The organism is Cellulomonas terrae, from assembly GCF_007990265.1.
Taxonomy (GTDB): Bacteria; Actinomycetota; Actinomycetes; order Actinomycetales; family Cellulomonadaceae; genus Cellulomonas; species Cellulomonas terrae.
Window position 1 is genome coordinate 69854 of record NZ_BJWH01000018.1, and the last position, 23986, is coordinate 93839.

Sequence of the window (23986 nt, forward strand, 5' to 3'; positions counted from 1 at the left end):
GGTCGGACCCGACCCGAGGAGTTGATCTCTTGCCTTCCGACGTGCCCGCGCACGGCTACGACTTCGTCGTCGTCGCGAACCGTCTGCCCGTGGACGTGAGCCTGGGCGACGACGGCGAACCCACCTGGACCCGGTCCCCCGGCGGTCTCGTCACGGCGCTCGCGCCGGTGATGGCGAGCACGTCCGGCGCGTGGGTCGGCTGGGGCGGTTCGCCCGACCTCGAGCTCGAGCCGTTCGACGTGGACGGCACCGAGCTGATCCCGGTGGTGCTCACCGAGGACGACCTGGAGAAGTTCTACGAGGGGTTCTCCAACGACACGCTCTGGCCGCTCTACCACGACGTCATCGAGCCCCCGGCGTTCCACCGGCAGTGGTGGGACTCCTACCAGAAGGTGAACCGGCGCTTCGCGCAGGCCGCCGCCGACCAGGCAGCCCGGGGCGCGACCGTGTGGGTGCACGACTACCAGCTCCAGCTCGTCCCGAAGCTGCTCCGCGAGCTGCGGCCCGACCTGCGCATCGGGTACTTCCACCACATCCCCTTCCCGCCCCTGGAGCTGTTCGCGCAGCTGCCGTGGCGGGTGCAGGTGATCGAGGGGCTGCTCGGCGCGGACCTCGTCGGCTTCCAGCGGGCCGGCGACGCGGCGAACTTCGTGCGCGTCGTGCGCCGGCTGACGGACCTGACGACGCGCGGACAGATGGTCACCCTCAACGAGGAGGAGGGGCACACCGGTCCCGGGCGGCACGTGCGCGCCGCGGCGTTCCCCATCTCGATCGACTCGCACGCGTTCGACCAGCTGGCCCGCACGGACGACGTCCGCGAGCGCGCCCTGCAGATCCGCCGCGAGCTGGGCGACCCCGAGTTCCTGCTGCTCGGCGTGGACCGGCTCGACTACACCAAGGGCATCCGGCACCGGATCAAGGCCTACGGCGAGCTCCTGCTGGACGGTCGGCTCTCCCCGCAGAGCACGACGCTCGTGCAGGTGGCGAGCCCGAGCCGGGAGAACGTGGGCGCGTACCAGCAGCTGCGCGACGACGTCGAGCTCCTGGTCGGCCGGATCAACGGCGACTACGGCCAGGTGGGCCACGCGCCCGTGCAGTACCTGCACCAGTCGTTCCCCATGGAGGAGATGGCCGCCCTGTACCTGGCGGCCGACGTCATGCTCGTCACCGCGCTGCGCGACGGCATGAACCTCGTGGCCAAGGAGTACGTCGCCGCCCGGTCCGACGACCGCGGCGCGCTGGTGCTCTCGGAGTTCACGGGCGCCGCCGACGAGCTCACGGGCTCGGTGCTGGTGAACCCGCACGACATCGACGGGATGAAGGACGCGATCACGTACGCGGTGCACATGGACGCCCGCGAGTCCCGCAAGCGCATGCGCCGGCTGCGTCGACGCGTGCTCGGGCACGACGTCGTCGCGTGGTCCGAGGACTTCCTCGCCGCCCTCAACGCGGTCCCCGTGCGAGCCACCCGTGACTGACGCGCTCCGGACGACGCTCACCGCGCTCGCGGCGGACCAGGACCGCCGACCGCTCCTGGTCGCCCTCGACTTCGACGGCACGCTCGCCCCGCTGCAGGACGACCCGTCCGCGTCCCGCATCCTCCCGGCGGGCGTCGAGGTGCTCGCCCGGCTCGCCGGAACCCCGGGCGTCGCGCTCGCGCTGGTGTCGGGCCGCGCGATGCACGACCTGCACGTCCTGGCGCAGGTGCCCGAGGGCACCTTCCTCATCGGCAGTCACGGGGCGGAGCGTGCGCGCGTCACCACGTTCGGGCTGGACCGGGACGTCGTGCAGCTGACCGACGAGCAGGCCGACCGCCTGGCGTCGCTCGGTGCGGAGGCGGCCCGGATCGCGCGCGGTCGTGACGGCGTCTGGGTGGAGACCAAGCCGACCGCGGTCGTCGTGCACACCCGCCTCGCGGAGGCGGTCGACGCCGAACCGGCCGAGCAGGAGGCGATCAGCCTCGGGGAACGGCTCGGCTCCGGTGTCCTGCACGGCAAGGACGTCGTCGAGATCTCCGTGCTGCGCGCGAGCAAGGGCGAGGCGCTCACGGCGCTGCGCGACGAGCTCGGCGCACCCGTCGTGCTGTACGCGGGCGACGACGTCACCGACGAGCACGCGTTCGACGCGCTCCACGGCGACGACGTGACGGTCAAGGTCGGGCACGGGACGACGTCCGCGCGGTACCGGGTGGACGGCCCGGACGAGCTCGTGGCCGCGCTCGTCACCCTCGCCGACCAGCTGTAAGGACCTCACCCGCCCTCTGCTGGTCGGTCGGAGGGCCGAGGCGTAGCGTCCGTCCCATGCCCGGCCGGATGCGCGAGGTCGAGCTCGTCGAGGTCGTGGACGAGCCCGGACGGTCCCGTCCGGGCCCGGACCTCCCCCCGGCGACCGAGGTCCCGGACGACGTCCGGACGGCCCGGACGTGGGTGCGTCGGAACGCGCCCTGGCTCGTCGCGACGGCCGCGGCCCTCGTCGGCTGCCTCGTCGTCACCCAGGTCGTCCTCGACCGTCGCGAGGACGCCCGCGTCGCCGCGCTCGCCGCGATCCCGGGCGTCGTGCCGCCCGTGGACGCGTCGATCGGGGTGCTGTGGCTGGCCGGCCCGGAGCTCGCTCCCGCGCTGCGCTCGGGCGCGATGGTCGACGGCGTGCTCGTCGGGGGCGTCCAGGAGGAGTCCGGCGCGTCCACGATCGTCGGGCTCGACCCCGACACGGGCGTCGTCGCGTGGCGGACCCCGCTGGACCTGCCGACCCCGCAGCCGACCCCGTCCAGCGCGTGGCCGGAGCAGTGGATCTCCTGCACCCCCGTGGCGCGCGGGTCGGCGCACGTGGCGGCCTGCGTCTCGCAGCAGGTCGGCGAGGGCGTCCAGGGCATTCCGCCGACGTCCGTCTGGGTGCTCGACCCGGCCGACGGGGAGGTGCTGGCGGACAGCGAGGTCGCGGGCGGCTGGGGGTTGAGCTTCGTGGACGACGCGATGGTGGTCGCGCGGCCGGCGCCGGAGGATCGCTGGGAGGTCACGGCGACCGATGTCGTCGACGGCACGTCCCGCTGGAGCTGGACGACGCCGCGCACCGACGGCACCGGCGCCGAGGAGCCCAGCGGCACCGCGTCGCTCCAGTCGTCCGACGACCACGTCGTCCTCGTCGTCGACACCCGCTCCTGGGTCCTGACCACGGCCGGCGACCCGGTGCTCGACGTCCCCCTGGACGCGGCCTCGTGGCTCCAGCCGGCGCGTGCGGGCGTGTTCATCGAGAGCACCTGGACGTCGTCGGTCTACAGCGGGACGCTCCTGCTCCCCGACGGGTCGCGCGTCCCCATCGACGAGACCGCGAGCTGGCTGGCCGTCGACGACGGGTCGGCGCCGGGCGTCGTGTTCACCGTCGGCCAGGCGCCGGGCGGTGCCGACGGGCTCAGCGGACGGTCGGCGCGCACGGGCGAGCGGCTCTGGCACGTCGCGGGCACCATCGTGACGAGCCTCCTGCTCGACGGGACCCTGTACATCGCCACGTCCGGGTCACTGGTCGCGGTCGACGCCACCACGGGCCGTGTGCACTGGACGACCGAGACCGACCACCTGCCCCAGCAGCTGTCGACGGACGGCCGCCACCTGCTCCTGCCGGGCCCGGGCGTGACGCTCGAGGCGTACACGATGTCCGACGGCGCGCTGGCGTGGACCGTGGACCTCGCCGACGAGGTCCGCCAGGAGGTCGCCGGGAACAGCTCGACGGTGTTCGTGCAGGGGTTCCAGTCGGGCTGGCACGACCCCCGGCTGTACGTCTGGACCGACACCGGCGCGGTCGCGGTGCTGGGCTGACCATGGCCACGCTCGCGCACGCGCACCTCGCCCCGGTCGAGCTCGACGAGACGGACGACGAGCCCGGTTCCGTCCGGTCACCCACCTGGGGGCGACGTCACGTCGCACGGCTCGCGGGCGCGGGCGCCGCCCTCCTGCTCGGGCTGGTCGCCGGGCAGGCGGCCCTCGACGCGCACGAGCGTGCCCGCCTGGAGTACCTCGCCGACGTGCCCGGCGTGCTCAGCCCGCTGCACGACCCGCCCGCCGCGCTGCGGTCGTGGGCACCCGACGCGGGCGCGCTCGTCGCCGAGGACACCGCCGGTCTCTGGACCGTCGGCGCCCGGTACCACCCCGGGGGCGTCGACCTGCGCGGCACGGACCCGGACACGGGCGACGTCCTGTGGTCCGTGCCGTTCTCCCTCGACGCCGCGCTGCCGCCGGGCGGCCGCTCCGAGTTCCCGTCCGTCCGGGTGCGCTGCACCACGACCACCTCCCCGGACGGCCCGCGGGCGATCTGCGCCGCGGAGGTCGCCCCGGTGCGCTCCGGCGGTGCCGCCACCCCGCTGCTCGTGCTCGACCCGCTCACGGGCACGACCCTGGCCTCGCGCACCCTGGAGCCCGGTGCGCTGTGGTCGGCCACGGGGACGCACCTGGTCGTCGCGACGCCGCAGCGGGACACCGCCGGCGACGTCCGCTGGACCCTCGCCGCGACCGACCCGGCGACCGGGGACGTGCGGTGGCGCCGCTCGACGCCCGTCGTGCCCGAGGTCCACGCGGTCCGCATCGGCGACCGGGTCATCCGCTCCCAGGCCGACCTGGCCAGCGACGAGGACCGGGTGCTCCTGACCGACAGCGGGCACGCCTGGCTGTACGGGGCCGACGGCGAGCCGCGCGGCGACGTGACCGTCGAGGCCGACGGCTGGGCGGAGCTCGCCCGGGCCGACACCGTGGTGTGGACACCGTGGCAGGCGTTCGCGATCGCCGCGGGAGTCCTCGTCACCCGGGACGGCACCCGCGTCCCGGTCGGCGAACGACCTGCCCACCTCGCCGTCGACGACGGCAGCGCACCCGACGTCGTCCTGCTCGCCGACAGCGAGGACCCGGGCGTCGCGGCGCTCGTCGGTCGCGACGCCACCTCCGGCGAGGAGCTCTGGCGCCTCTCCGGCACGACCGGCGACGCCCTGCTCGTCGACGGTGTCGTCCACGTGGCGCAGGGTCGGGACGTCCGCGCCCTCGACGCCCGGACGGGCGAGTCGCACTGGCTCGCCCACGTCGGCACACCCCCCGTCTACCTGGGCACGGACGGCTCGCTCGTCGTCGTCGTCACCGCCGACCGCACGCTGCGCGGGTTCGGGCGGACGGACGGGCGGCTCGCGAGCGTGGCGGACGTCGCACGGCACCTGGCCCCCGACCCGGGTGGTGTCGACCAGGTCAGCGAGTACGGCGGACGGCTGCTCGTCCGGTTCCGTGACGGGTCGGGGATCGTCGTCGGGTGACGTGCGCTTCGTCACACCCGGGTGTGGACCGTCCAGGCCGGTGTGGCATGATGACCGCGGGCCACCGGAGGATCCCTCCTCCTGCGGCCCGTGTCATCGAGGACACTCTTGACACTCTTCACTACGGATCGTCCGGCACGTACCTGCCGGTGAAGGGATTGATCAGCCATGGCAACGGTCACTTTCGACAAGGCCTCCCGGGTATACCCCGGTACCGAGCGCCCCGCGGTCGACGCGCTCGACCTGCACATCGAGGACGGCGAGTTCCTCGTCCTCGTCGGCCCCTCCGGTTGCGGGAAGTCCACCTCGCTCCGCATGCTCGCGGGCCTCGAGGACGTCAACGCGGGCCGCATCCTCATCGGCGACCGCGACGTCACGGACGTCCAGCCGAAGGACCGGGACATCGCGATGGTGTTCCAGAACTACGCGCTGTACCCGCACATGACGGTCGCCGACAACATGGGCTTCGCGCTCAAGATCGCCGGCACCCCGAAGGCGGAGATCCGTCAGCGCGTCGAGGAGGCTGCCAAGATCCTCGACCTGTCCCAGTACCTCGACCGCAAGCCGAAGGCCCTCTCCGGTGGCCAGCGTCAGCGCGTCGCCATGGGCCGCGCCATCGTGCGTTCGCCCCAGGTGTTCCTCATGGACGAGCCGCTGTCGAACCTCGACGCCAAGCTCCGCGTCCAGACCCGTACGCAGATCGCGTCGCTGCAGCGTCGTCTCGGTGTCACCACCGTCTACGTCACGCACGACCAGACCGAGGCCCTCACCATGGGTGACCGCATCGCGGTCCTCAAGGACGGGATCCTGCAGCAGGTCGGCACGCCCCGCGACATGTACGACACCCCGGCCAACGTCTTCGTCGCCGGCTTCATCGGCTCGCCGGCCATGAACATCGGCACGTTCCCCGTGCTCGACGGTGTCGCCAACCTGGGCCGCGCCCGGGTCGCCGTGCCCCGCTCGGTCATCGGCCAGTTCACCGACGACGACAAGAACCACGTCACGGTCGGGTTCCGTCCCGAGTCCCTCGACGTCGTGCCCGCCGGTACGCCGGACGGCATCCCGGTCATCGTGAACATCGTCGAGGAGCTCGGCTCCGACGCGTTCGTCTACGGCTCGCTGACCAACGAGTTCGGCCACGCCGACGCCGTGCACTCCGGTGCCGGTGACGCTCAGGTCATCGTGCGCGTCGACCCGCGTCAGGTCCCCTCGAAGGGCGAGACGATCTACATCCGGATCCGCGAGGGCGAGCAGCACCTCTTCCACGCGGGCTCGGGCGAGCGCATCGCCGTCTGACCTTCGCACCACCCGACAGGGCGGTCCCGGCTCCGGCCGGGGCCGCCCTGTCGGCTTTCCTCTTGTCGGATCCCGCAGGCTGCCCTGTCAGCGTTCTCTGAGAGGATCGAGCCCATGAGCCCGACGCCGCAGCGCCTGCAGATCACCGCGGCCTCGCCCGACCCCGCCCTGCTGGACCTGCCGTGGCACATCCCGCTGGAGGAGTGGCCGGCCGAGACGCTGGCTGCCCTGCCCCGCGGCATCTCGCGGCACATCGTGCGCTTCGCCAAGATGTCCGGCCGCGTCATCGCGGTCAAGGAGATCGGCGAGACCGTGGCGTACCGCGAGTACGAGCTGCTGCGCCAGCTCCGTCGCCTGGACGTCCCGAGCGTCGAGCCGGTCGGCGTCATCACCGGCCGCTCCGACGCCGACGGTGAGCGGCTGGAGGCGGTGCTCATCACCAAGCACCTCTCGTTCTCGCTCCCCTACCGAGCGCTGTTCAGCCAGTCGCTGCGGCCGGACACGGCCACGCGCCTCATCGACGCCCTCGCGGTGCTGATGGTCCGGCTGCACCTGGTCGGCTTCTACTGGGGTGACGTGTCCCTGTCGAACACGCTGTTCCGCCGCGACGCCGAGACGTTCGCCGCGTACCTGGTCGACGCCGAGACGGGCGACCTGCACGACCGGCTCTCCGACGGCCAGCGCAGCTACGACCTCGAGGTCGCGCGCGTCAACATCATCGGCGAGCTCATGGACCTGCAGGCCGGCGAGTTCCTCGAGGAGGACGTCGACGCGGTCGCGATCGGGGACGCCCTCGCCGAGAGGTACGGCGAGCTGTGGCGTGCGCTGACCGAGTCCGAGTCGTTCACGTTCGGGGACCGCTGGCGCGTGCAGGCCCGCATCGACCGCCTCAACGACCTCGGGTTCGACGTCGGCGAGCTCGACATCACCACCGACGTCGACGGCACGAGCGTGCGGATCCAGCCGAAGGTCGTCGACGCCGGGCACCACTCCCGCCGGCTCATGCGCCTCACCGGGCTCGACGTGCAGGAGAACCAGGCCCGCCGCCTCCTCAACGACCTCGACGAGTACCGCGCCGCCACGGACCGGCAGCGCGAGGACGAGTCGTTCGTCGCGCACGACTGGCTGACCGACATCTTCGAGCCCGCGGTGCGCAGCGTCCCCCGGGACCTGCGCGGCAAGCTCGAGCCCGCGCAGATCTACCACGAGCTGCTCGACCACCGCTGGTACCTGTCCGAGCAGCAGGGGCGCGACGTGCCCATGAACCAGGCGGCGAAGAGCTACGTGAAGAACATCCTGCCGACGCGGCCCGACGAGCAGGCGATCCTCGGCGTGCAGGCGGGCGAGATCCCGGACACCGACATGATCCCGCAGGTCGACCCCGACCAGATCATCGGCTGAGGCCCGGCACTCAGACGGCGCGCTGGCGCGCCACCTCGAACAGGGCGATGCCCGCGGCGACGCCGGCGTTCAGCGACTCGACGGCGGACTGGATCGGGATCGACGCGATCGCATCGCACTGCTCGCGGACGAGCCGCGACAGACCCTTGCCCTCCGAGCCGACGACGAGCACCAGCGGGTCCGTCGCGTACGGCAGGTCGGTGATCGACACGTCGCCGCCGCCATCGAGCCCCACGACGAACACCCCCGCCGACTTGAGCCCCTGCAACGTCCGCACCAGGTTGGTCACGCGGGCGACCGGGACGCGCGCCGCGGCACCGGCGGACACCTTCCACGCCGACGCCGTCACGCCCGCCGCCCGGCGCTCCGGCACCAGCACCCCGTGCGCGCCGAACGCGCCGGCGGAGCGCAGGACGGCCCCGAGGTTGCGCGGATCGGTCACACCGTCGAGCGCGACGATGAGCGCCGGACGGTCTGACTCGGCGGCGGCGTCCAGCAGGTCGTCGTCGTCCGCGTACGCGTACGGCGGCACCTGGATGGCGACACCCTGGTGCACCGACCCGTCCGTGAGGCGGTCGAGCTCGGCGCGGCTGACCTCGAGCAGCGGGTAGTTCGAGTTCCCGGCGGCGCTGATGATCTCGCGGGTACGGTCGTCGCCCTCGAGCCGCGACGCGATGTAGACCGTCGACACGGGGATGCCTGCGCGAAGCGCCTCGACGACCGAGTTCCGGCCCGAGACGATCTCGTGCGTCGAGCTCTTGCGACCGCCCTTGGACCCGGCGGCGCTCCGGCTCGCACCGGCCGACTGGCGACCCGACGTGCCGCGCGTGCCGGCGACCGCCCGGCGCTCCGCGGCGAGCTTCGCCTTGTGCGCGGGGTGGTACTCGCGGTCCTCCGCCTTCGGCGTCGGCCCCCTGCCCTCGAGGGAACGGCGGTTCTTGCCGCCCGTCCCCGCGCTGGCGACCTTCTTCGAGCCGCCCTTGCGGACGGCTCCGCGACGCTCAGAGTTTCCGGCCATGGTCAGTTCTCCATTCGTGTGGAGCCGAGCCGCCCGCTCTCGCGGGGCTCAGCCCTCGTCTCGGTGGTCGAGGTGAGTCGTGTCGTGGGACCGCTCGTGCGCTCCGCTCCGGGCGGGTGCCGCTCCGCGTCCCCCACCATCCGCTGCACTCCGGATCAGTCCTCCGAGCGCGCGGCGAGCGACCAGCGCGCGCCGGAGGACGAGTCCTCGACGACGATGCCGGCCGCGGCGAGGCGGTCCCGGATCGCGTCGGAGGTGGCGAAGTCGCGGGCAGCACGCGCCTGCGCGCGGGCCTCCAGCTCGGCGGCGACGACGGACTCCAGCGCCCGGGCGTACCGCGCGTCGCTGCCGTGGGCGCGCCACTGGCTGCCGCCCGGGTCGAGGCCCAGGACGTCGAGCATGGCCCGCAGCACCACCATCGCGGCCCGGGACCCCTCCAGGTCGCCGCGGGCCAGCGCGGAGTTGCCGGTGCGCAGGTGCTCGTGGACGACCGCGAGCGCGGCGGGCACGTTGAGGTCGTCGTCCATCGCGGCGACGAACTCGGCGGGCAGGTCGACACCGGCGATCTCGGCGTCGTCGGCCACCCCGACCTTCTCGGCGGCCCGCTCGACGAAGCCCGCGAGCCGGTCCCACGTGGCCTCGGCCTCGCGCAGGGTGTCGTCGGTCCACTCGAGCATCGAGCTGTACTGCACCGCGGTCATCGCGTACCGCAGGACCGCCGCACGCTCCTTGGCCAGCACGACCGTGACGAGCAGCCCGTTGCCGAGCGACTTGCTCATCTTGGCGCCGCCCTGGGTCACCCAGCCGTTGTGCAGCCAGTACTGCGCGAACCCGTACCCGGCGGCCCGGGACTGCGCCTGCTCGTTCTCGTGGTGCGGGAACCGCAGGTCGAGACCGCCCCCGTGGATGTCGAAGGACTCCCCCAGGTACCGCTGCGCCATCGCGGAGCACTCGAGGTGCCAGCCCGGGCGGCCGCGGCCGAACGGGGTGTCCCAGGAGGCGGTCTCCGGCTCGCCGGGCTTGGCGGCCTTCCAGAGCGCGAAGTCGCGGGGGTCGCGCTTGGCGTCGTCGTCGACGGTGCCGTCGGGCGCGGGGATCATGTCGTCGACCCGCTGGTTGGTCAGCGCTCCGTACTCGCCGTAGCTGCGGACGTCGAACCACACGTCGCCCGGGCCGGTCGTGTAGGCGTGACCCGTCTCGACCAGCCGGTCCATCAGCTCGATCATCGCGGGCACGTGACCCGTGGCCCGCGGCTCGTAGCTGGGCGGCAGCACGCCGAGGGCGTCGTAGGCGGCGGTGAACGCCCGCTCGTTCGTGGCCGCCCACGCCCACCACGGCTCACCGGCGTCGGCGGCCTTGGCCAGGATCTTGTCGTCGATGTCGGTGACGTTGCGCACCAGCGTCACGCGGTGCCCCGTGCGACGCAGCCAGCGCACCAGCACGTCGAACGCGATGCCCGACCGGAGGTGACCGATGTGCGGTGGCGACTGCACCGTTGCCCCGCACAGGTAGATGCCCACCTCGTTCGGCACGAGTGGGACGAAGTCACGCACCGTCCGGGTCGCGGTGTCGAAGAGGCGCAGGGTCACCGGTCAAGGCTACCGGGGCGCAACCCCCTCGCCTCCCGCACCCCACCACCCACGACGTCCGCACAAGAGAGCGCTGTGGCAACCGAATCCTCGGACGTCCCACCTGGGGGGTTGGGACGTCCGCACGACCGAGCGTCATGGCGACCGGATGCTCGGACGTTGCGCCTGTGCGGTGCGGGGCGGGTCAGCCGAAGGTGTGGTGCTCGCCGCGGTACGTCGGGACCGTGGACTCGATCGTGGTGCCGCGGACCAGGTGGACCTGGTCGAAGCGCTCCATGACCTCGCCGGACTTGGCGTGCCGGAACCAGACGCGGTCCCCGACGCGCAGGTCCGCGCCGCTCGACAGCCGCAGGGGCGTCTGCACCTCGCCGGCGCCCTCGCGGCTGGTCAATGCCAGCCCGGCGGGCCAGACGGGCCGCGGCTGGCGGGACCTCGTGGCGGGTCCGGAGGCGATGTACCCGCCGCCGAACGCGGTCGCGTAGCCGGGGCCGGGGACGCGCACGACGTCGAGCCCGAAGAACGCCGCCGGTCGGGGGACGAACGAGCGGTAGGCGTCGAAGAGGGTCGGCACGAACAGGCCGGAGCCGGCGGTGACCTCGGTGACGACGGGGTCGGCGGCGCTGGACGCCACCGAGCCGGAGCCCCCGGAGTTGACCAGGGACAGCTCGTGGCCGACGGCGCTCTGCACGGCGTCGACGACGGCGGCGCGACGGACGGCGAGGTCCCGGATGGAGAGGCGCTTGACCGCGCGGACGGCGGGCGAGGTGTCGGGCAGGCCGGCGACCTGGGCCTCGTAGAACATGACGCCGACGACGTCGACGCCGGGCCGGCGGGCGATGACGGCGGCGAGCGCACCGGCGTCGGCGGCGGAGTGCACGGGCGAGCGCCGGACGCCGAGGTGCGCGGCCAGGGGGCCGAGCCGCAGCTTGAGCGACGCGTCGACGTCGAGGCAGAGGCGCAGCGTGGTGCCGTGCGCGTCCGCGGCGCGGGCGGCCAGCTCGACCTGGGCGGGGTCGTCGACCATGAGCGTGACGGCGCGGGCGGCGACGGGGTCGGCGGCGAGGGCGTCGAGCGCACCGGTGTCGACGCTCGGGTACCCCACCAGGACGTCGTCGACCCCCTGCGCGACGAGCCAGAGCGCCTCGCGCACGGAGTAGCCCATGACACCGGCGAACCCGGGCAGCGCCAGGACCCGGTCGAGGACGTGCCGGACCCGGACGGACTTGCTGGCGACGCGGACCGGCGTCCCACCGGCCCGGTCGACGAGGTCGGCCGCGTTGGCGTCGAGGGCGTCGAGGTCCACGACCGCGAGGGGCGCGGCCAGGCCCCGCGTCGCCTCGTCGAGACGCTCGCCGAGGGTGCGGGTCATGCACCTGCTCCTGCGGCGACGGGCGCGTCCGCGTGCCGGGTGACGCCGAAGCGGCCGGCGAGGATCGCGACGACGACCACGAGGACGATCGGGACGACGAACCCGTACTGCAGGGACGACGTGCTGCCGATGGCTCCGACGAGCACGCCACCGAGCACCGCTCCGACGTAGTTGAAGACGTTGAGCCGCGCCACGACCGCGTCCGCGTGCCCGGGCGCGAGGTCGCCCGCCGCCGAGAAGCACAGGGGGGCGATCACGCCGAGGCCGGCACCGGCGACTGCGAACCCGGCCAGACCTGCCCACGGTCCGGGTGCCAGGACGACGAGCACGAGCCCCGCCGCACCGACGATCGCGGCGGCACGCAGCACGGTCACGCGACCCCAGCGCCGCACGAGCGGGTCACCCGCCAGCCGCGACGCGAGCGTCGTCGTGAGGTACGCGGCATAGCCCAGGGGCGCGAAGGACGCGGCCGCGAGGAGGACGTCGCCGAGGTAGATGGTGCTCCAGGTGGAGATGGCGGTGTCGGCGATGTAGAACGCGACGACGCCGAGCCCGAGCAGGAGGACGCCACCCCACGGGACGACGGCCCTGCCGCGGCCCGTGACCGGCAGCGCCAGGGACTCGTCGGGCGTCGCGACGCCGTCCGCGTGCACCGGGACGGTCACCCGCCACCCGGCGCGCAGCACCCCGACGGCCGCCAGGACGGCGACGAGCGTGCCGGCCAGCAGGGCCACGGCGACCGGGTCTGTCGGCGTGCGTCCGACGGTCGCGGCGACGAACACGGCGCCGGCGATCCCGCCGACGGACCAGGACGCGTAGAACCCGGTGAGCAGCGACCGGCCGTACTCGCGCTGGATGGCCACGGCCTGCATGTTGGTGCCCGCGTCGACCATGCCGAGCCCGACGCCGTACACCGCGAACCCGAGGGCCAGCACGGCGAACACGGGGGCGACCGCCGCGACGACGACCGCGGCGGCGACGATCAGGAGGCCGGCGCCGAGCACGACGCGGCTGCCGCCGGCCGTGCGGGCGACCCGGTCGGCGACGACGGTGCCGAGCGCGGCCATGAGGCAGACGCCGAGCACGACGAGGGTGACCTGCCCGTCGTCGATGCCGTACCGGTCCTTGAACCCGTCGAGGCTGGTCAGGACCGTGGCGTAGGCGAACCCCTGGCCGGCGAAGCCGGCGGAGACCGCGATGCGCGCGCGACGGGCCGGCTCGGCCGCCGGGGCGCTCACGCGATCGACGCGGTGGCGTCAGCCTCGACCGAGGCGGGCACGGCGATCGTGGCGAGGTACCGGCCGAAGCCCTGCAGCCCGTTGCGGGCCGCCTCGCTGTCGCCGTCCACGAGCCACGCCAACGAGAACCCGTCGACCACGGCGACGATCGAGCGTGCGATCACCCCGCGCGGGACCGACCAGCTGACGTGCGCGGACCGCTCCACGAGGTCCAGGACCTGCTCGGCCGCCGCCCACTGACCGCGGTACTGCTCGATGGCGACCTGGTTCAGCTCGGTGTGCCGCAACGACGACGTGGTCAGCTCGTAGCTCAGCAGCTGGGGGCCACGGGAATCGCGGATGCCCGCCCAGAGCGCTTCGATGACACCCTCGATGACGGACTCGACGTCCTCCGCCTCGGCGGGCAGCTCGCCCAGGCTGCGTTCGAGGTTGGCCGACGTGATGGCGTGGGCCATCGCGCGCAGGAGCTCGTCCTTGTCCTGGAAGCAGTAGTGCACGACGCCCAAGGAGACTCCGGCCTCTGCGGCGACGGCGCGCACGGTGGCGGCGTCGATGCCGTCCCGGCTCGCGACGGCGAGCGCAGCCTCGATGAGCTGCTCGCGCCTCTCAGCCACGGGCAAGCGGTTCATGACAGGGTTCCCCTCCCTCGAGCGACGGCCCCACCGGCCTGCACCGCCCGGTGGGCGAGGCCGACGCCTCCCCAGTGCACAGTTCAATAGCACTTGTCACGATAGTCAAGGACTTGGCGCACTTGACTTGGACAACCGACCAGGACAACCTGTGCTCATTATGGGACGACTGCCGGCATCCGGCGACTGGCAGAACTGGGCTCGCACCGCGCGTGCGACTCCCAGCCGCGTGCTGCACCCCCGTGACCTGCAGGAACTCTCCTCCGCGGTGCGCGACGGCGCGTCCGAGGGGCTCCGCGTCCGGGCTGTCGGCGGGGGGCACTCGTTCACCCCCGTCGCCGTCACGGATGGCGTCCACATTCGTCTCGACTCGGTGGACGCACTCGAGCGTGTCGCTCCGCAGGACGACGGCACGACGCACGTCACCGTGGGCGCCGGCATCCGCCTGGGCGCCCTGAACACCCTGCTCGCGGACCGCGGGCTGGCCATGCGCAACCTCGGGGACATCGACAAGCAGTCGATCGCGGGCGCGATCTCGACCGGCACGCACGGCACCGGCGCGACGCTGGGCGGGCTGGCCACGCAGGTCGTCGGCGCGCGGCTGGTCACGGCGACGGGCGCGGTGGTCGAGACCTCCCCCACGCAGCAGCCGGAGCTGTTCGAGCTGGCCCGGCTCGGCCTGGGCAGCGTCGGCGTGCTCGCCGCCGTCACCCTCGAGGTCGTCCCGGCGTACCGCCTGGAGGCCCGCGAGGAGCCGTGGCCGCTGGAGCAGGTCATCGAGCAGCTGGACGGCCCGGACGGCCTGGTCGAGGGCAACGACCACTTCGAGTTCTACTGGTTCCCGCACACCCGCCGGGCGCTGACCAAGCGCAACAACCGCGTGCCCGACGACGTGGTGGTCCCGCTGCCGCGGCTGCGGGGGTGGGTGGACGACGAGCTCCTGTCGAACGCGGTGTTCTCGCTGGCCAACGGCGTCGCGACGCTCGCACCGTCGACCACGGCGTCGATCAACGAGCTCGCCGCGCGGGCGCTGTCGTCGCGCCGCTACACGGCTCCGTCGGCGGAGGTCTTCGTCTCGCCGCGCCGCGTGCGGTTCCGGGAGATGGAGTACGCGGTCCCGCGCGAGGACCTGGTCCACGTGCTCGCGGAGATCGACGCCTGGATCGAGTCGAGCGGCGAGCGCGTGCCGTTCCCCGTCGAGGTGCGGTTCGCCGCGGCGGACGACCTGTGGCTCTCGACGGCGCACGGCCGCGAGACGGCGTACGTCGCGGTGCACCAGTACCTGCGGCTGCCGTACGCGCGGTACTTCGCCGCCGTCGAGCGGATCGTCGCGCAGGTGGGCGGTCGGCCGCACTGGGGCAAGATGCACTGGCTCGAGGCCGAGCAGCTGGGCGCGCTGTACCCCCGCTTCGCCGACGCCCAGCGCGTCCGCGCCGAGGCCGACCCGGACGGCGTCTTCAGCAACCCCTACCTGGACCGGCTGCTGGGGTCCGGACCCCGGTCGCGGGCGGCGGCCTAGGCACGCTCGCCGGTGAGGTGCGCGACGCGCGTGCGCCTGCCGGTCGGTGGGGGATCACCCGACGGAGTGATCGCCGCTCCTGCCCCCGCCCGGCTCTGGCCCTGGGATGCCGGTCAGGTGCAGAGTGTGCCGGTGGCCCTCACCAGCAGGGCCGTCGTCGCGAGCGCGTACGGCGGTCCCGAAGTCCTTCGCCTCGTCGACGTCGACCCCGGCGACCCCGGTCCCGGCAACGTCCTCGTCGAGGTCCGCGCCGCAGGGATCAACCCGACGGACTGGAAGGGCTACGCCGGCCTGTACGGCACGAACCCCGCGAACCTGCCCATGCGGCTCGGGTACGAGGTGTCCGGCGTCGTGAGCGCGGTGGGCCCGTCGGTGCGCTGGCTCAGCCCCGGCGACGAGATCATCGCGTGGCGTGTGTCCGGCGGCTACGCGGACCGCCTCGTCGTCTCCGAGCAGGTCACCGTGCGCCGCCCGGCGAACCTCGACTGGCCCGCCGCCGCCGGGCTGCTGCTGGCCGGCGCCACGGCGGTCCACACGCTCAGCGCGACCGGCACGCGCGACGGCGACGTCGTGCTCGTGCACGGCGGCTCGGGCGGGGTCGGCCGGATGGTCGTGCAGCTGGCGGTCCTGCGCGGCGCCCAGGTGATCGCGACGGCCTCCCCGCAGCACCACGACGACCTGCGCGACCTGGGCGCCACCCCCGTGGCGTACGGCGACGGCCTGCTCGACCGCGTGCACGAGGCCGCCCGCCACACGGGTGCCGTCACGGTCGCCATCGACGCCGTGGGCACCGACGAGGCCCTCGACACGTCCGTCGCGGTGGTGTCCGACCGCAACCGCATCGCGACGATCGCGGGCTTCGCCCGTGCCGGTGAGCTGGGCATCAAGGCCCTGGGCGGCGGGCCCGGTGCGGACCCGGGGACCGCGGTGCGCGAGGCGGCACGCGCGCAGCTCGCGGAGCTGGCCTCCGACGGCACCCTGGACGTCCGGGTCGCGCGGACCTATCCCCTCGCGGACGTCGCCGAGGCCCACCGCGACGGCATCGCGGGACGGTCGGCGGGCAAGCTCGTCCTGGTGCCCTGAGTCCGCTCAGAAGGGCAGCGGGGGCGGTGTCTCGCTGATCTCGCGGCGGTGCTGCTCGTCGAGCTGCCGCAGTCCGGCGCTGGTCGCCTCGAGCACGTCGAGCGGGACGCGGACCCGGATCCGGACCGCCTGGACCCCGGTGTCGCGGACGGGCAGGAGGGGGCGTGCGAGCGCTCCCACGACGGGGAGCCTCTCGGTCTTTGCGTCCGACGACTGTGTCACGCCGGGGACGGTACTGGACTCCAGGACCGGACGCTACCCCTGATTTCGGACACGCCGACGACCGGCGGGCACGCGCCGGAGCGCTACGCGGTGTCGATCTCCCCCGCGAGCGCGCGGAGCTCGTCGAGGACCCGCCGGACCACCAGGCGCTCGGCGCGGTCGCGGCGCAGGAGGGCGTCGATCCGCCGCCCGGCCCGGACGCCGGCGAGCGGCACGAGCCGCACGCGCGCCCCGCCCCCGAACGTGTACCGGGGCAGCAGCGACACCCCGTGACCGGCCTCGACGAGCGCCTCGACGACGTGGAAGTCGTTGACGCGGTGCACGATCCGCGGCGCCGACCCCGAGCGCGCCGCGACCGCGCCGAGCACCGTCGCGACCGGGAACCCCTCCCGGACCGCGATCCACGGCAGGTCGCGCAGGTCGTCCGGGCGGACCTCGCTGCGCCCGGCCAGCGGATGGTCGAGGGGGACGGCCACGTCGAGCGGCTCACGCAGCAGCGGCACCACCTGGACGGCACGGCCGCCCGCCCAGCCGAGCCCGTCGTCGGGCCGGTGCGCGACGACGACGTCCATCCGGTCGGTGAGCGCGACGAAGTCGTCCTGCGCGACGTCCTCGTCGGTGCACTCGAGCGTGATGCCCTCGATCGCCTCCATGCGCGTCAGCAGGGCCGGGAGGAGCAGCTGCGCGCCGCTCTGGAACGCGGACACCCGCACCACCCCCTGCGGACGCTCCAGGAACTCGTCGCACGCTGCTCGGGCCCGCTCCAGGGCCACCGCGACGTCCACCGCGGCCTCGGCCAGCGCCTCGCCGGCCGGTGTCAGGCGCAGACCACGGCCGACACGCTCCGTCAGCGGCACGCCGACCTCGCGCTGCAGGAGCGCGACCTGCTGGGAGACCGCGGACGGCGTCAGGTGCAGCACGGCGGCCGCGGCTGTCACACCGCCCTGGGTGCCGACCGTCCGGAGCGTCTCGAGCGCACGTGCGTCCATGCAGGGACGCTACATCGTCACGTCATCACTATTCGATGGTGCTGCACGGTGCAAGCCCGCATGCTCGGACCATGCCCACCCGTGACCGCCTGATCGCCGCCTTCGTCGCCGTGCTCTGGGGACTGAACTTCCCGGCGATCCACCTGTCGCTGGAGCAGTTCCCCCCGTTCTTCCTCGTCGCGCTCCGGTTCGCCCTCCTCGCGATCCCGACCGTGCTGCTGGTGCCCCGTCCGACCGCGCCCTGGCGCTGGATCGGCCTGTACGGCCTGGGTTTCGGCGTCCTGCAGTTCGTGTTCCTGTACTGGGCGATGTCGAGCGGCATGCCGACCGGCCTGGCGTCGCTGGTCCTGCAGTCCTCCGCACCGTTCACGGTGCTGCTGGCCGGGGTGCTCCTGCGCGAGCGCATCACCGCGCGGCAGGGCGCCGGCATCCTGCTCGCCGTCGTCGGCCTCGCGGGCATCGCCGCGCACCGCGCCGGGCTCGCCGGCGGCGCGACCCTGGTCCCCGTCCTGCTGACCCTGTGCGGCGGGCTGGGCTGGGCGGTCGGGAACCTCGGCAACCGGCGCGCCATGCAGGCGCAGCCCGGCGAGCCGTTCCGGCTGCTGCTGTGGATGTCGGTCGTGCCGCCGCTGCCGCTGCTGGCGCTGTCGCTCGTCGTCGAAGGTCCCGCGGAGATCGCCGGGTCGTTCCAGGGGCTCGGCAGCACCCAAGGGCTGCTGGCGCTCGGTGGGCTGTTCTTCACGGTCGTCGTCGCGACGCTCGTCGGCACCGGGCTGTGGACCGCGCTCATGGGGCGGCACCCGTCCAGCACGGTGGCCCCGTTCTCGATGCTGGTGCCCGTCGTCGGCATCGGCGCGTCCTGGTTGCTGCTGCGCGAGCGCACCTCGCCGACCGAGCTGGCGTGGGGTGCGCTGGTGCTCGCGGGCGTGCTGCTGGGCAGCACGCGCAGGCGTCAGGCCGAGCCCACGACCAGCGCCGTGGCGATCGCCGCGACACCCTCGCCACGGCCGGTGAGCCCGAGCCCGTCGGTGGTCGTCGCGGAGACGCTCACGGGCGCGCCGACGGCCGCGGAGAGCGCCGCCTCGGCCTCCGCGCGCCGCTGACCGACCTTCGGGCGGTTGCCGATCACCTGGACGGCGACGTTGCCGATCGTGAACCCGGCGTCGCGCACCCGTCGTGCCGCCTCGGCGAGCAGCGTCGCACCGGCGGCACCGGCCCACCGGGGCTCGGACGTGCCGAAGTTCGAACCGAGGTCGCCCAGACCCGCCGCGGACAGCAGCGCGTCGGCGGCGGCGTGCGCGGCGACGTCGGCGTCGGAGTGCCCGGCGAGAGGTCGCTCGCCCGGCCACGAGAGCCCGGCAAGGTGCAGCACGGCGTCCGGCGAGGGGTCGGACGCGTAGGCGTGCACGTCGACCCCGATCCCCGTGCGGGGCAGTGTGCTCACTCGTCGCTCTCCGTCGGCAGGGCGGCGACCGCAAGGTCCCGCGCGGTCGTGATCTTCGCCGCGCGCTCGTCGCCGGCGACCACCCACACCGGCTCGCCGAGCCGCTCGACCAGGCCGGCGTCGTCGGAGGCGGCCAGCGTCTCGTCGTGCGCGTGCTCGGCACCGTGCGCGTGCGCCCTGGCCAGCAGGTCCCGGGCGAACCCCTGCGGCGTCTGCACGGCCCGCAGCTCGGCGCGCGGGACGGTCTCCAGGACCGGCTCGACCGTGACGCCGCGGTGCGGGGCGACGCGCTTGATGGTGTCCGTCACCGGCAGGCCGGGGACCACCGCGGGGTGCCCGTCGCGCACGGCCTCGATGACGCGCACGACCAGCGACGCGGGCGCGAGCGGACGGGCGGCGTCGTGCACGAGGACCACGTCGACGTCCGAGGCACGCGGGTCCGCGTCGAGCGCGGCGAGACCGGCCGCGACCGACGCCTGCCGCGTCGCGCCGCCCGCCACGACCAGCAGGACGACCTCGTCGAGCCCGTCCAGCTCACGTGCGATGGCGTCGAGGTGGAACGCGGGTGCGGTGACCACCAGCACCCGGACGCGATCGTCGCCCGCCGCGCGCGCTGCCAGGAGGTTCTGGGCGGCGTGCGCGACGAGCGACTGGCCTCCCAGAGGCACCAGGGCCTTCGGAAGGGAATGACCGAGCCTGCTGCCGCTCCCGGCGGCAGTCAGGACTGCAGCGACGCTCACCGTGGTGGCGTCAGGAGGCGAGGACCTCGTCGAGGATCGCTTCGGCCTTCTCCTCCTCGGTGTGCTCGGCGAGTGCGAGCTCCGAGACGAGGATCTGGCGGGCCTTGGCGAGCATGCGCTTCTCGCCCGCCGACAGGCCGCGGTCGGCGTCCCGGCGCGACAGGTCGCGCACGACCTCCGCCACCTTGATGACGTCGCCCGACGCGAGCTTCTCGAGGTTCGCCTTGTAGCGGCGCGACCAGTTGGTCGGCTCTTCGGTGTACGGCGCCCTCAGGACCTCGAACACCTTGTCGAGACCTTCCTGACCCACGACGTCACGCACGCCCACCAGATCGACGTTCTCAGCCGGGACCTCGATGGTGAGATCTCCCTGAGCGACCTTGAGCTTGAGGTAGAGCTTGTCCTCTCCGCGGATGGTTCTGGTCTTGATCTCTTCGATCAATGCCGCACCGTGGTGCGGGTAGACAACGGTCTCCCCAACAGTGAAAGTCATCTGCAGGTGTCCCCTTTCGCAGAGGGGTATCTTATCACGCCGTTTTTGGCCTTTTGCCGCGTGATTACCGGCATCTGTGCTGGTCACGGGCTGGTCGCCGGCAGGTCGTCGACGCCGCGCGACCCGACCCGGTCAGGCGTCCTGCACGCCCGGCGCACGCGTGCGCGGCGGCTAGGCTGGGGGCCGGACGACGACAGTGCGTCCACAGCCCAGCCCGCAGCGTCCGACGTCCCGAGGAGTCACCGTGACCTCGCCCCGCCCCCGCACCCTCCGGGCCGCCGCCCTCGTCGTCGGCGTCGCCGTCGCCGGGCTCACGCTCGCCGGCTGCTCCGCGACGAACCAGATCACCACGGAGGACGTCTACTCGGCGTCCGACGGTGTCCGCTTCGAGCTCGGCGACGTGCGCGGCAGCAACCTCCACGTGCTCGTGGCGGCCGAGGGCGACCCCGGGACGCTCCAGGGCGGCCTGATCAACGACGGGAACGAGGACCGTTCCGTCACGCTCGCCATCGGCGACGAGGAGACGACGGTCGAGCTCGGCCCGAAGGAGACGGTGCTCCTCGGCGTGGCCGACGCCGAGGGCGAGGGGTACGCCGAGGTGACGTTCCCCGCCGTCGACGCCCCTCCGGGCGGTCTGGTGCCCGTCACCATCTCCACCCCGGAGGACGGCTCGATCGTCCAGCAGGTGCCCGTCCTCGACGGCACCCTGCCCGAGTACGCCTCGCAGGTGCCCACCGCCCCTGCGGAGGACTGAGCAGGACGCGCAGAAGGGGCCGTCCGGGTCGGACGGCCCCTTCTGCGTGACCGGGCTCAGCCGAAGCGGCCCGAGATGTAGTCCTCCGTGGCCTGCACGCGCGGCGAGGAGAAGATCGTCGCGGTGTCGTCGATCTCCACCAGCCGGCCCGGCTCCCCCGTCGCGGCGAGGTTGAAGAACGCCGTCCGGTCCGAGACGCGCGCCGCCTGCTGCATGTTGTGCGTGACGATGACGATCGTGTAGTCGGACTTCAGCTCCGCGATGAGGTCCTCGATGGCCAGCGTCGAGATCGGGTCGAGGGCCGAGCAGGGCTCGTCCATGAGGAGCACCTGCGGCTTGACCGCGATCGCGCGGGCGATGCACAGACGCTGCTGCTGCCCGCCCGAGAGGCCCGAGCCCGGCCGGTCGAGCCGGTCCTTGACCTCGTTCCACAGGTTGGCGCCGCGCAGGGACGCCTCGACGACGTCCTGCGCGTCGCCCTTGGAGATGCGCTTGTTGTTCAGCTTGATGCCGGCCAGCACGTTCTCCGCGATCGACATCGTCGGGAACGGGTTGGGGCGCTGGAACACCATGCCGACCTGGCGGCGCACGGCGACGGGGTCGATGTCCGAGCCGTACAGGTCGACGCCGTCCATCGCGACGCTGCCCTGCACGTGGGCACCGGGGATCACCTCGTGCATGCGGTTGAGGGTCCGCAGGAAGGTCGACTTCCCGCAGCCCGACGGGCCGATGAACGCGGTGACCGAGCGTGGCTCGACCGCCATCTCCACGTCGGCCACGGCCCGGAAGTCGCCGTAGAAGATGTTCAGGTCCTTGACGTCGATGCGCTGTGCCATGGGGGTGTCTTTCAGCCGAGGTTCTTGGGAGCGAAGAAGCGGGTGATCAGGCGGCCGATCAGGTTGAGCAGCATGACGATGAGGATCAGCGTCAGCGCCGCGGCCCAGGCCCGGTCGTAGTTGATCGTCGGGATGCACGCGAGGTCGCCGGGCGTGCAGGGCACCAGGCCCTGCGAGTACTGCCGGTAGACGTAGACCGGGAGCGTCATCATCCGGCCCTCGAACAGGTTGAAGTTGATCGAGTCGATGACGCCGACCGTGATGAGCAGCGGCGCGGTCTCGCCGATGATGCGGGCGATCGCGAGCGTGATGCCCGTGCCGATCCCCGCGATCGAGGTACGCAGGACGACCTTGATGACGACGAGCCAGCGCGGCACGCCCAGGGCGAGCGCGGCCTCCCGCAGCTCGTTGGGCACCAGCCGGAGCATCTCCTCGCAGGACCGCACGACGACCGGGATCATCAGCACGGAGAGCGCCACGGAGCCGACGACGCCCATCCGGATCCCGGGGCCGAGGATCACGGCGAACAACGCGTAGGCGAACAGGCCGGCCACGATGGACGGGATGCCGGTCATCACGTCGACGAAGAACGTGACGGACCGCGCCAGGGCGCCCCGGCCGTACTCCACCAGGTAGACGGCGGTGAGCAGACCGATCGGGACCGAGATCAGGGTCGCGAAGAGCGTGATCTCCAGGGTGCCGATGATGGCGTGGTAGATGCCGCCCGCGTCCATGCCGCCGTACACCCCGCGCATCGAGTGCGTCAGGAAGTAGGCGTCGAAGCGCTCGATGCCGTTCACCAGCACGGTCCAGGAGACCGAGACCAGCGGCAGCATCGCGAGCACGAAGGCGCCGTAGATCAGCCCCTTCATCAGCCGGTCCTTGCGGTGCCGGCCCTTGTCCACCTGGCGCAGGAGCGCGCGCAGCTCGGCGTTGCCGCCCTCGGGGAGGGTCGTGGCGCTCATCAGTTGGCTCCCGAGAAGTCCTTGCGGCGCGCGACGATCGCGCGGGCGGCCATGTTGACGACGAGCGTGATGACGAACAGCGCGAGGCCCGTCGCGATCAGCGCCGAGACCCCCAGGGGGTTCGCCTCAGGGAACTGCGCGGCGATGTTCGCCGCGATCGTCTGCTGCTGCCCCGCCTCGAGCAGCTTGAACGAGTACAGGAAGCCGGGCGACAGGATCATCAGGACGGCCATCGTCTCGCCGAGCGCGCGGCCCAGGCCGAGCATCGCGGCGGACACGATCCCCGAGCGCGCGAACGGCAGGACCGCGACCCGGATCATCTCCCAGCGCGTCGCCCCCAGGGCGAGGGCGGCCTCCTCGTGCAGGCGCGGGGTCTGCAGGAACACCTCGCGGCTCACGGCCGTGATGATCGGCAGGATCATCACCGCGAGGACCAGCCCCACGGTCATGAGCACGCGGGCGGTCGGCGACACGGTGCCCGCGAAGAACGGGATGAACCCCAGGTACTCGTTGAGCCACGCCCAGACCGGCTTGACCATCGGAGCGAGCACCAGGCCGCCCCACAGGCCGTACACGACCGACGGGATGGCCGCCAGCAGGTCGACGAGGTAGCCGAGGCCCGACGCGAGCCGGCGCGGCGCGTAGTGCGAGGTGAACAGCGCGATGCCCAGCGCGATCGGCGTCGCGATGACCAGCGCGAGGGCGGCCGCCAGGACCGTGCCGAAGATCAGCGGCCCCACGAAGTCGAGGAGCGAGGTCGCCTCGCCCATCCACGAGACCTTCTCGGTCAGCTCGGCGGCCGGGGTGGTGAGCGCCGGCCACGCGCGCAGCACCAGGAACGCCGCGACCGCGACGAGCACGACGAGGATGAGGGCGCCGGCGCCGGTCGCGGTCCAGCGGAACAGCCGGCTGGCGCCCTTGTCGACCACACGCGTGCGACGGCGCCGGCTCGGCCGCGCGGACTCGACGTCCTCGGCCGGGCGCACACCGTCCTGCGTCGGTGGGCTCTGGGTGCTGGTCACTTCTCTCCTGCTGCTCGTGGTGGGTGGTGCACCGCCGGCGGCGGACCCGTCCTCCCCCCGAGGCGGGCCCGCCACCGGCGGGGGGGGGGGGG

At 73.2% G+C, this 23986-nt stretch carries 22 protein-coding genes and 1 pseudogene; 10 read left to right on the top strand and 13 right to left on the bottom strand.

The window, feature by feature from the left end:
- Window positions 1–29 precede the first annotated feature (29 nt).
- The 6 genes from CTE05_RS15355 (at window position 30) to CTE05_RS15380 (ending at window position 7984) form a co-directional block, all read left to right on the top strand.
- Window positions 30–1478 carry an alpha,alpha-trehalose-phosphate synthase (UDP-forming) gene (locus CTE05_RS15355; RefSeq protein WP_146847184.1) on the top strand — a complete coding sequence of 483 codons (1449 nt, stop codon included), beginning with the start codon at window positions 30–32 and terminating at the stop codon, window positions 1476–1478.
- On the top strand, window positions 1471–2244 hold the full coding sequence (otsB, locus tag CTE05_RS15360) for a trehalose-phosphatase (RefSeq protein WP_146847185.1): 774 nt from the start codon (window positions 1471–1473) through the stop codon (window positions 2242–2244). Before CTE05_RS15355 ends, otsB begins: the two co-directional genes overlap by 8 nt.
- Before the next feature lie 56 nt (window positions 2245–2300).
- Complete coding sequence (locus CTE05_RS15365; protein ID WP_146847186.1) at window positions 2301–3812, top strand: outer membrane protein assembly factor BamB family protein; 1512 nt, start codon at window positions 2301–2303, stop codon at window positions 3810–3812.
- A gap of 2 nt (window positions 3813–3814) precedes the next feature.
- The gene (locus CTE05_RS15370) at window positions 3815–5287 is read left to right on the top strand and encodes an outer membrane protein assembly factor BamB family protein (protein ID WP_146847187.1); all 1473 of its coding nucleotides are present in this window, start codon (window positions 3815–3817) and stop codon (window positions 5285–5287) included.
- A gap of 168 nt (window positions 5288–5455) precedes the next feature.
- On the top strand, window positions 5456–6583 hold the full coding sequence (locus tag CTE05_RS15375; RefSeq protein ID WP_146847188.1) for an ABC transporter ATP-binding protein: 1128 nt from the start codon (window positions 5456–5458) through the stop codon (window positions 6581–6583).
- Between the two features lie 114 nt (window positions 6584–6697).
- Window positions 6698–7984, top strand: a complete 1287-nt coding sequence (locus tag CTE05_RS15380) for a DUF4032 domain-containing protein (protein WP_146847189.1) — start codon at window positions 6698–6700, stop codon at window positions 7982–7984.
- A gap of 10 nt (window positions 7985–7994) precedes the next feature.
- On the opposite strand, the gene rlmB is transcribed toward CTE05_RS15380, so the two are convergent.
- The 5 genes from rlmB to CTE05_RS15405 form a co-directional block, all read right to left on the bottom strand.
- Complete coding sequence (rlmB, locus tag CTE05_RS15385; RefSeq protein ID WP_146847190.1) at window positions 7995–9002, bottom strand: 23S rRNA (guanosine(2251)-2'-O)-methyltransferase RlmB; 1008 nt, start codon at window positions 9000–9002, stop codon at window positions 7995–7997.
- Window positions 9003–9157: 155 nt separating this feature from the next.
- A complete protein-coding gene (cysS, locus tag CTE05_RS15390) occupies window positions 9158–10591 on the bottom strand; it encodes a cysteine--tRNA ligase (protein ID WP_146847191.1) in 1434 nt (477 codons plus the stop codon).
- Between the two features lie 184 nt (window positions 10592–10775).
- Window positions 10776–11960 (bottom strand): alanine racemase, encoded by a 1185-nt coding sequence (locus tag CTE05_RS15395; RefSeq protein WP_146847192.1) that lies wholly within the window; start codon window positions 11958–11960, stop codon window positions 10776–10778.
- On the bottom strand, window positions 11957–13198 hold the full coding sequence (locus CTE05_RS15400) for an MFS transporter (protein ID WP_146847193.1): 1242 nt from the start codon (window positions 13196–13198) through the stop codon (window positions 11957–11959). The genes CTE05_RS15395 and CTE05_RS15400 overlap by 4 nt, the downstream gene beginning before the upstream one ends.
- Window positions 13195–13812: a TetR/AcrR family transcriptional regulator gene (locus CTE05_RS15405; protein ID WP_246123678.1), complete on the bottom strand. Its 618-nt coding sequence runs from the start codon at window positions 13810–13812 to the stop codon at window positions 13195–13197. The genes CTE05_RS15400 and CTE05_RS15405 overlap by 4 nt, the downstream gene beginning before the upstream one ends.
- A gap of 175 nt (window positions 13813–13987) precedes the next feature.
- On the opposite strand from CTE05_RS15405, the gene CTE05_RS15410 reads away from it, so the two are divergent.
- Both CTE05_RS15410 and CTE05_RS15415 read left to right on the top strand, forming a co-directional pair.
- Complete coding sequence (locus CTE05_RS15410; RefSeq protein ID WP_146847195.1) at window positions 13988–15346, top strand: D-arabinono-1,4-lactone oxidase; 1359 nt, start codon at window positions 13988–13990, stop codon at window positions 15344–15346.
- A gap of 132 nt (window positions 15347–15478) precedes the next feature.
- Window positions 15479–16429, top strand: coding sequence for an NADP-dependent oxidoreductase (locus CTE05_RS15415; protein ID WP_146847196.1), 951 nt, complete (start codon window positions 15479–15481; stop codon window positions 16427–16429).
- A gap of 6 nt (window positions 16430–16435) precedes the next feature.
- On the opposite strand, the gene CTE05_RS15420 is transcribed toward CTE05_RS15415, so the two are convergent.
- On the bottom strand, window positions 16436–16651 hold the full coding sequence (locus tag CTE05_RS15420; RefSeq protein WP_146847197.1) for a hypothetical protein: 216 nt from the start codon (window positions 16649–16651) through the stop codon (window positions 16436–16438).
- Window positions 16652–16734: 83 nt separating this feature from the next.
- Window positions 16735–17640 carry a LysR family transcriptional regulator gene (locus tag CTE05_RS15425; protein ID WP_146847198.1) on the bottom strand — a complete coding sequence of 302 codons (906 nt, stop codon included), beginning with the start codon at window positions 17638–17640 and terminating at the stop codon, window positions 16735–16737.
- Between the two features lie 71 nt (window positions 17641–17711).
- Here CTE05_RS15425 and CTE05_RS15430 point away from each other — a divergent pair, with 71 nt between their 5' ends.
- The gene (locus CTE05_RS15430) at window positions 17712–18743 is read left to right on the top strand and encodes an EamA family transporter (protein WP_443092666.1); all 1032 of its coding nucleotides are present in this window, start codon (window positions 17712–17714) and stop codon (window positions 18741–18743) included.
- On the opposite strand, the pseudogene CTE05_RS15435 reads toward CTE05_RS15430, so the two are convergent.
- The 3 genes and pseudogenes from CTE05_RS15435 to CTE05_RS15445 all read right to left on the bottom strand — a co-directional run.
- Window positions 18665–19171: pseudogene (locus CTE05_RS15435) on the bottom strand (2-C-methyl-D-erythritol 2,4-cyclodiphosphate synthase); the annotation flags it as partial. The gene CTE05_RS15430 and the pseudogene CTE05_RS15435 overlap by 79 nt on opposite strands.
- Window positions 19081–19824 (bottom strand): 2-C-methyl-D-erythritol 4-phosphate cytidylyltransferase, encoded by a 744-nt coding sequence (gene ispD, locus CTE05_RS15440; RefSeq protein WP_146847200.1) that lies wholly within the window; start codon window positions 19822–19824, stop codon window positions 19081–19083. The gene ispD and the pseudogene CTE05_RS15435, both read right to left, overlap by 91 nt.
- 10 nt (window positions 19825–19834) lie before the next feature.
- A complete protein-coding gene (locus tag CTE05_RS15445) occupies window positions 19835–20317 on the bottom strand; it encodes a CarD family transcriptional regulator (RefSeq protein ID WP_055916922.1) in 483 nt (160 codons plus the stop codon).
- A gap of 244 nt (window positions 20318–20561) precedes the next feature.
- Between CTE05_RS15445 and CTE05_RS15450 the strand changes: the two genes are divergently transcribed.
- Entirely contained in the window at window positions 20562–21071 is a 510-nt protein-coding gene (locus CTE05_RS15450; protein WP_146847201.1) for a hypothetical protein, read from the top strand.
- Between the two features lie 56 nt (window positions 21072–21127).
- Here the strand turns inward: CTE05_RS15450 and pstB are convergent, their stop codons facing one another.
- The 3 genes from pstB to pstC are packed head-to-tail and all read right to left on the bottom strand — an operon-like array spanning window position 21128 to window position 23894.
- On the bottom strand, window positions 21128–21907 hold the full coding sequence (pstB, locus tag CTE05_RS15455) for a phosphate ABC transporter ATP-binding protein PstB (protein WP_146847202.1): 780 nt from the start codon (window positions 21905–21907) through the stop codon (window positions 21128–21130).
- Window positions 21908–21918: 11 nt separating this feature from the next.
- Window positions 21919–22872 (bottom strand): phosphate ABC transporter permease PstA, encoded by a 954-nt coding sequence (gene pstA, locus CTE05_RS15460; protein ID WP_146847203.1) that lies wholly within the window; start codon window positions 22870–22872, stop codon window positions 21919–21921.
- The gene (gene pstC / locus CTE05_RS15465) at window positions 22872–23894 is read right to left on the bottom strand and encodes a phosphate ABC transporter permease subunit PstC (protein WP_371863378.1); all 1023 of its coding nucleotides are present in this window, start codon (window positions 23892–23894) and stop codon (window positions 22872–22874) included. The genes pstA and pstC overlap by 1 nt, the downstream gene beginning before the upstream one ends.
- Between the last annotated feature and the right edge of the window lie 92 nt (window positions 23895–23986).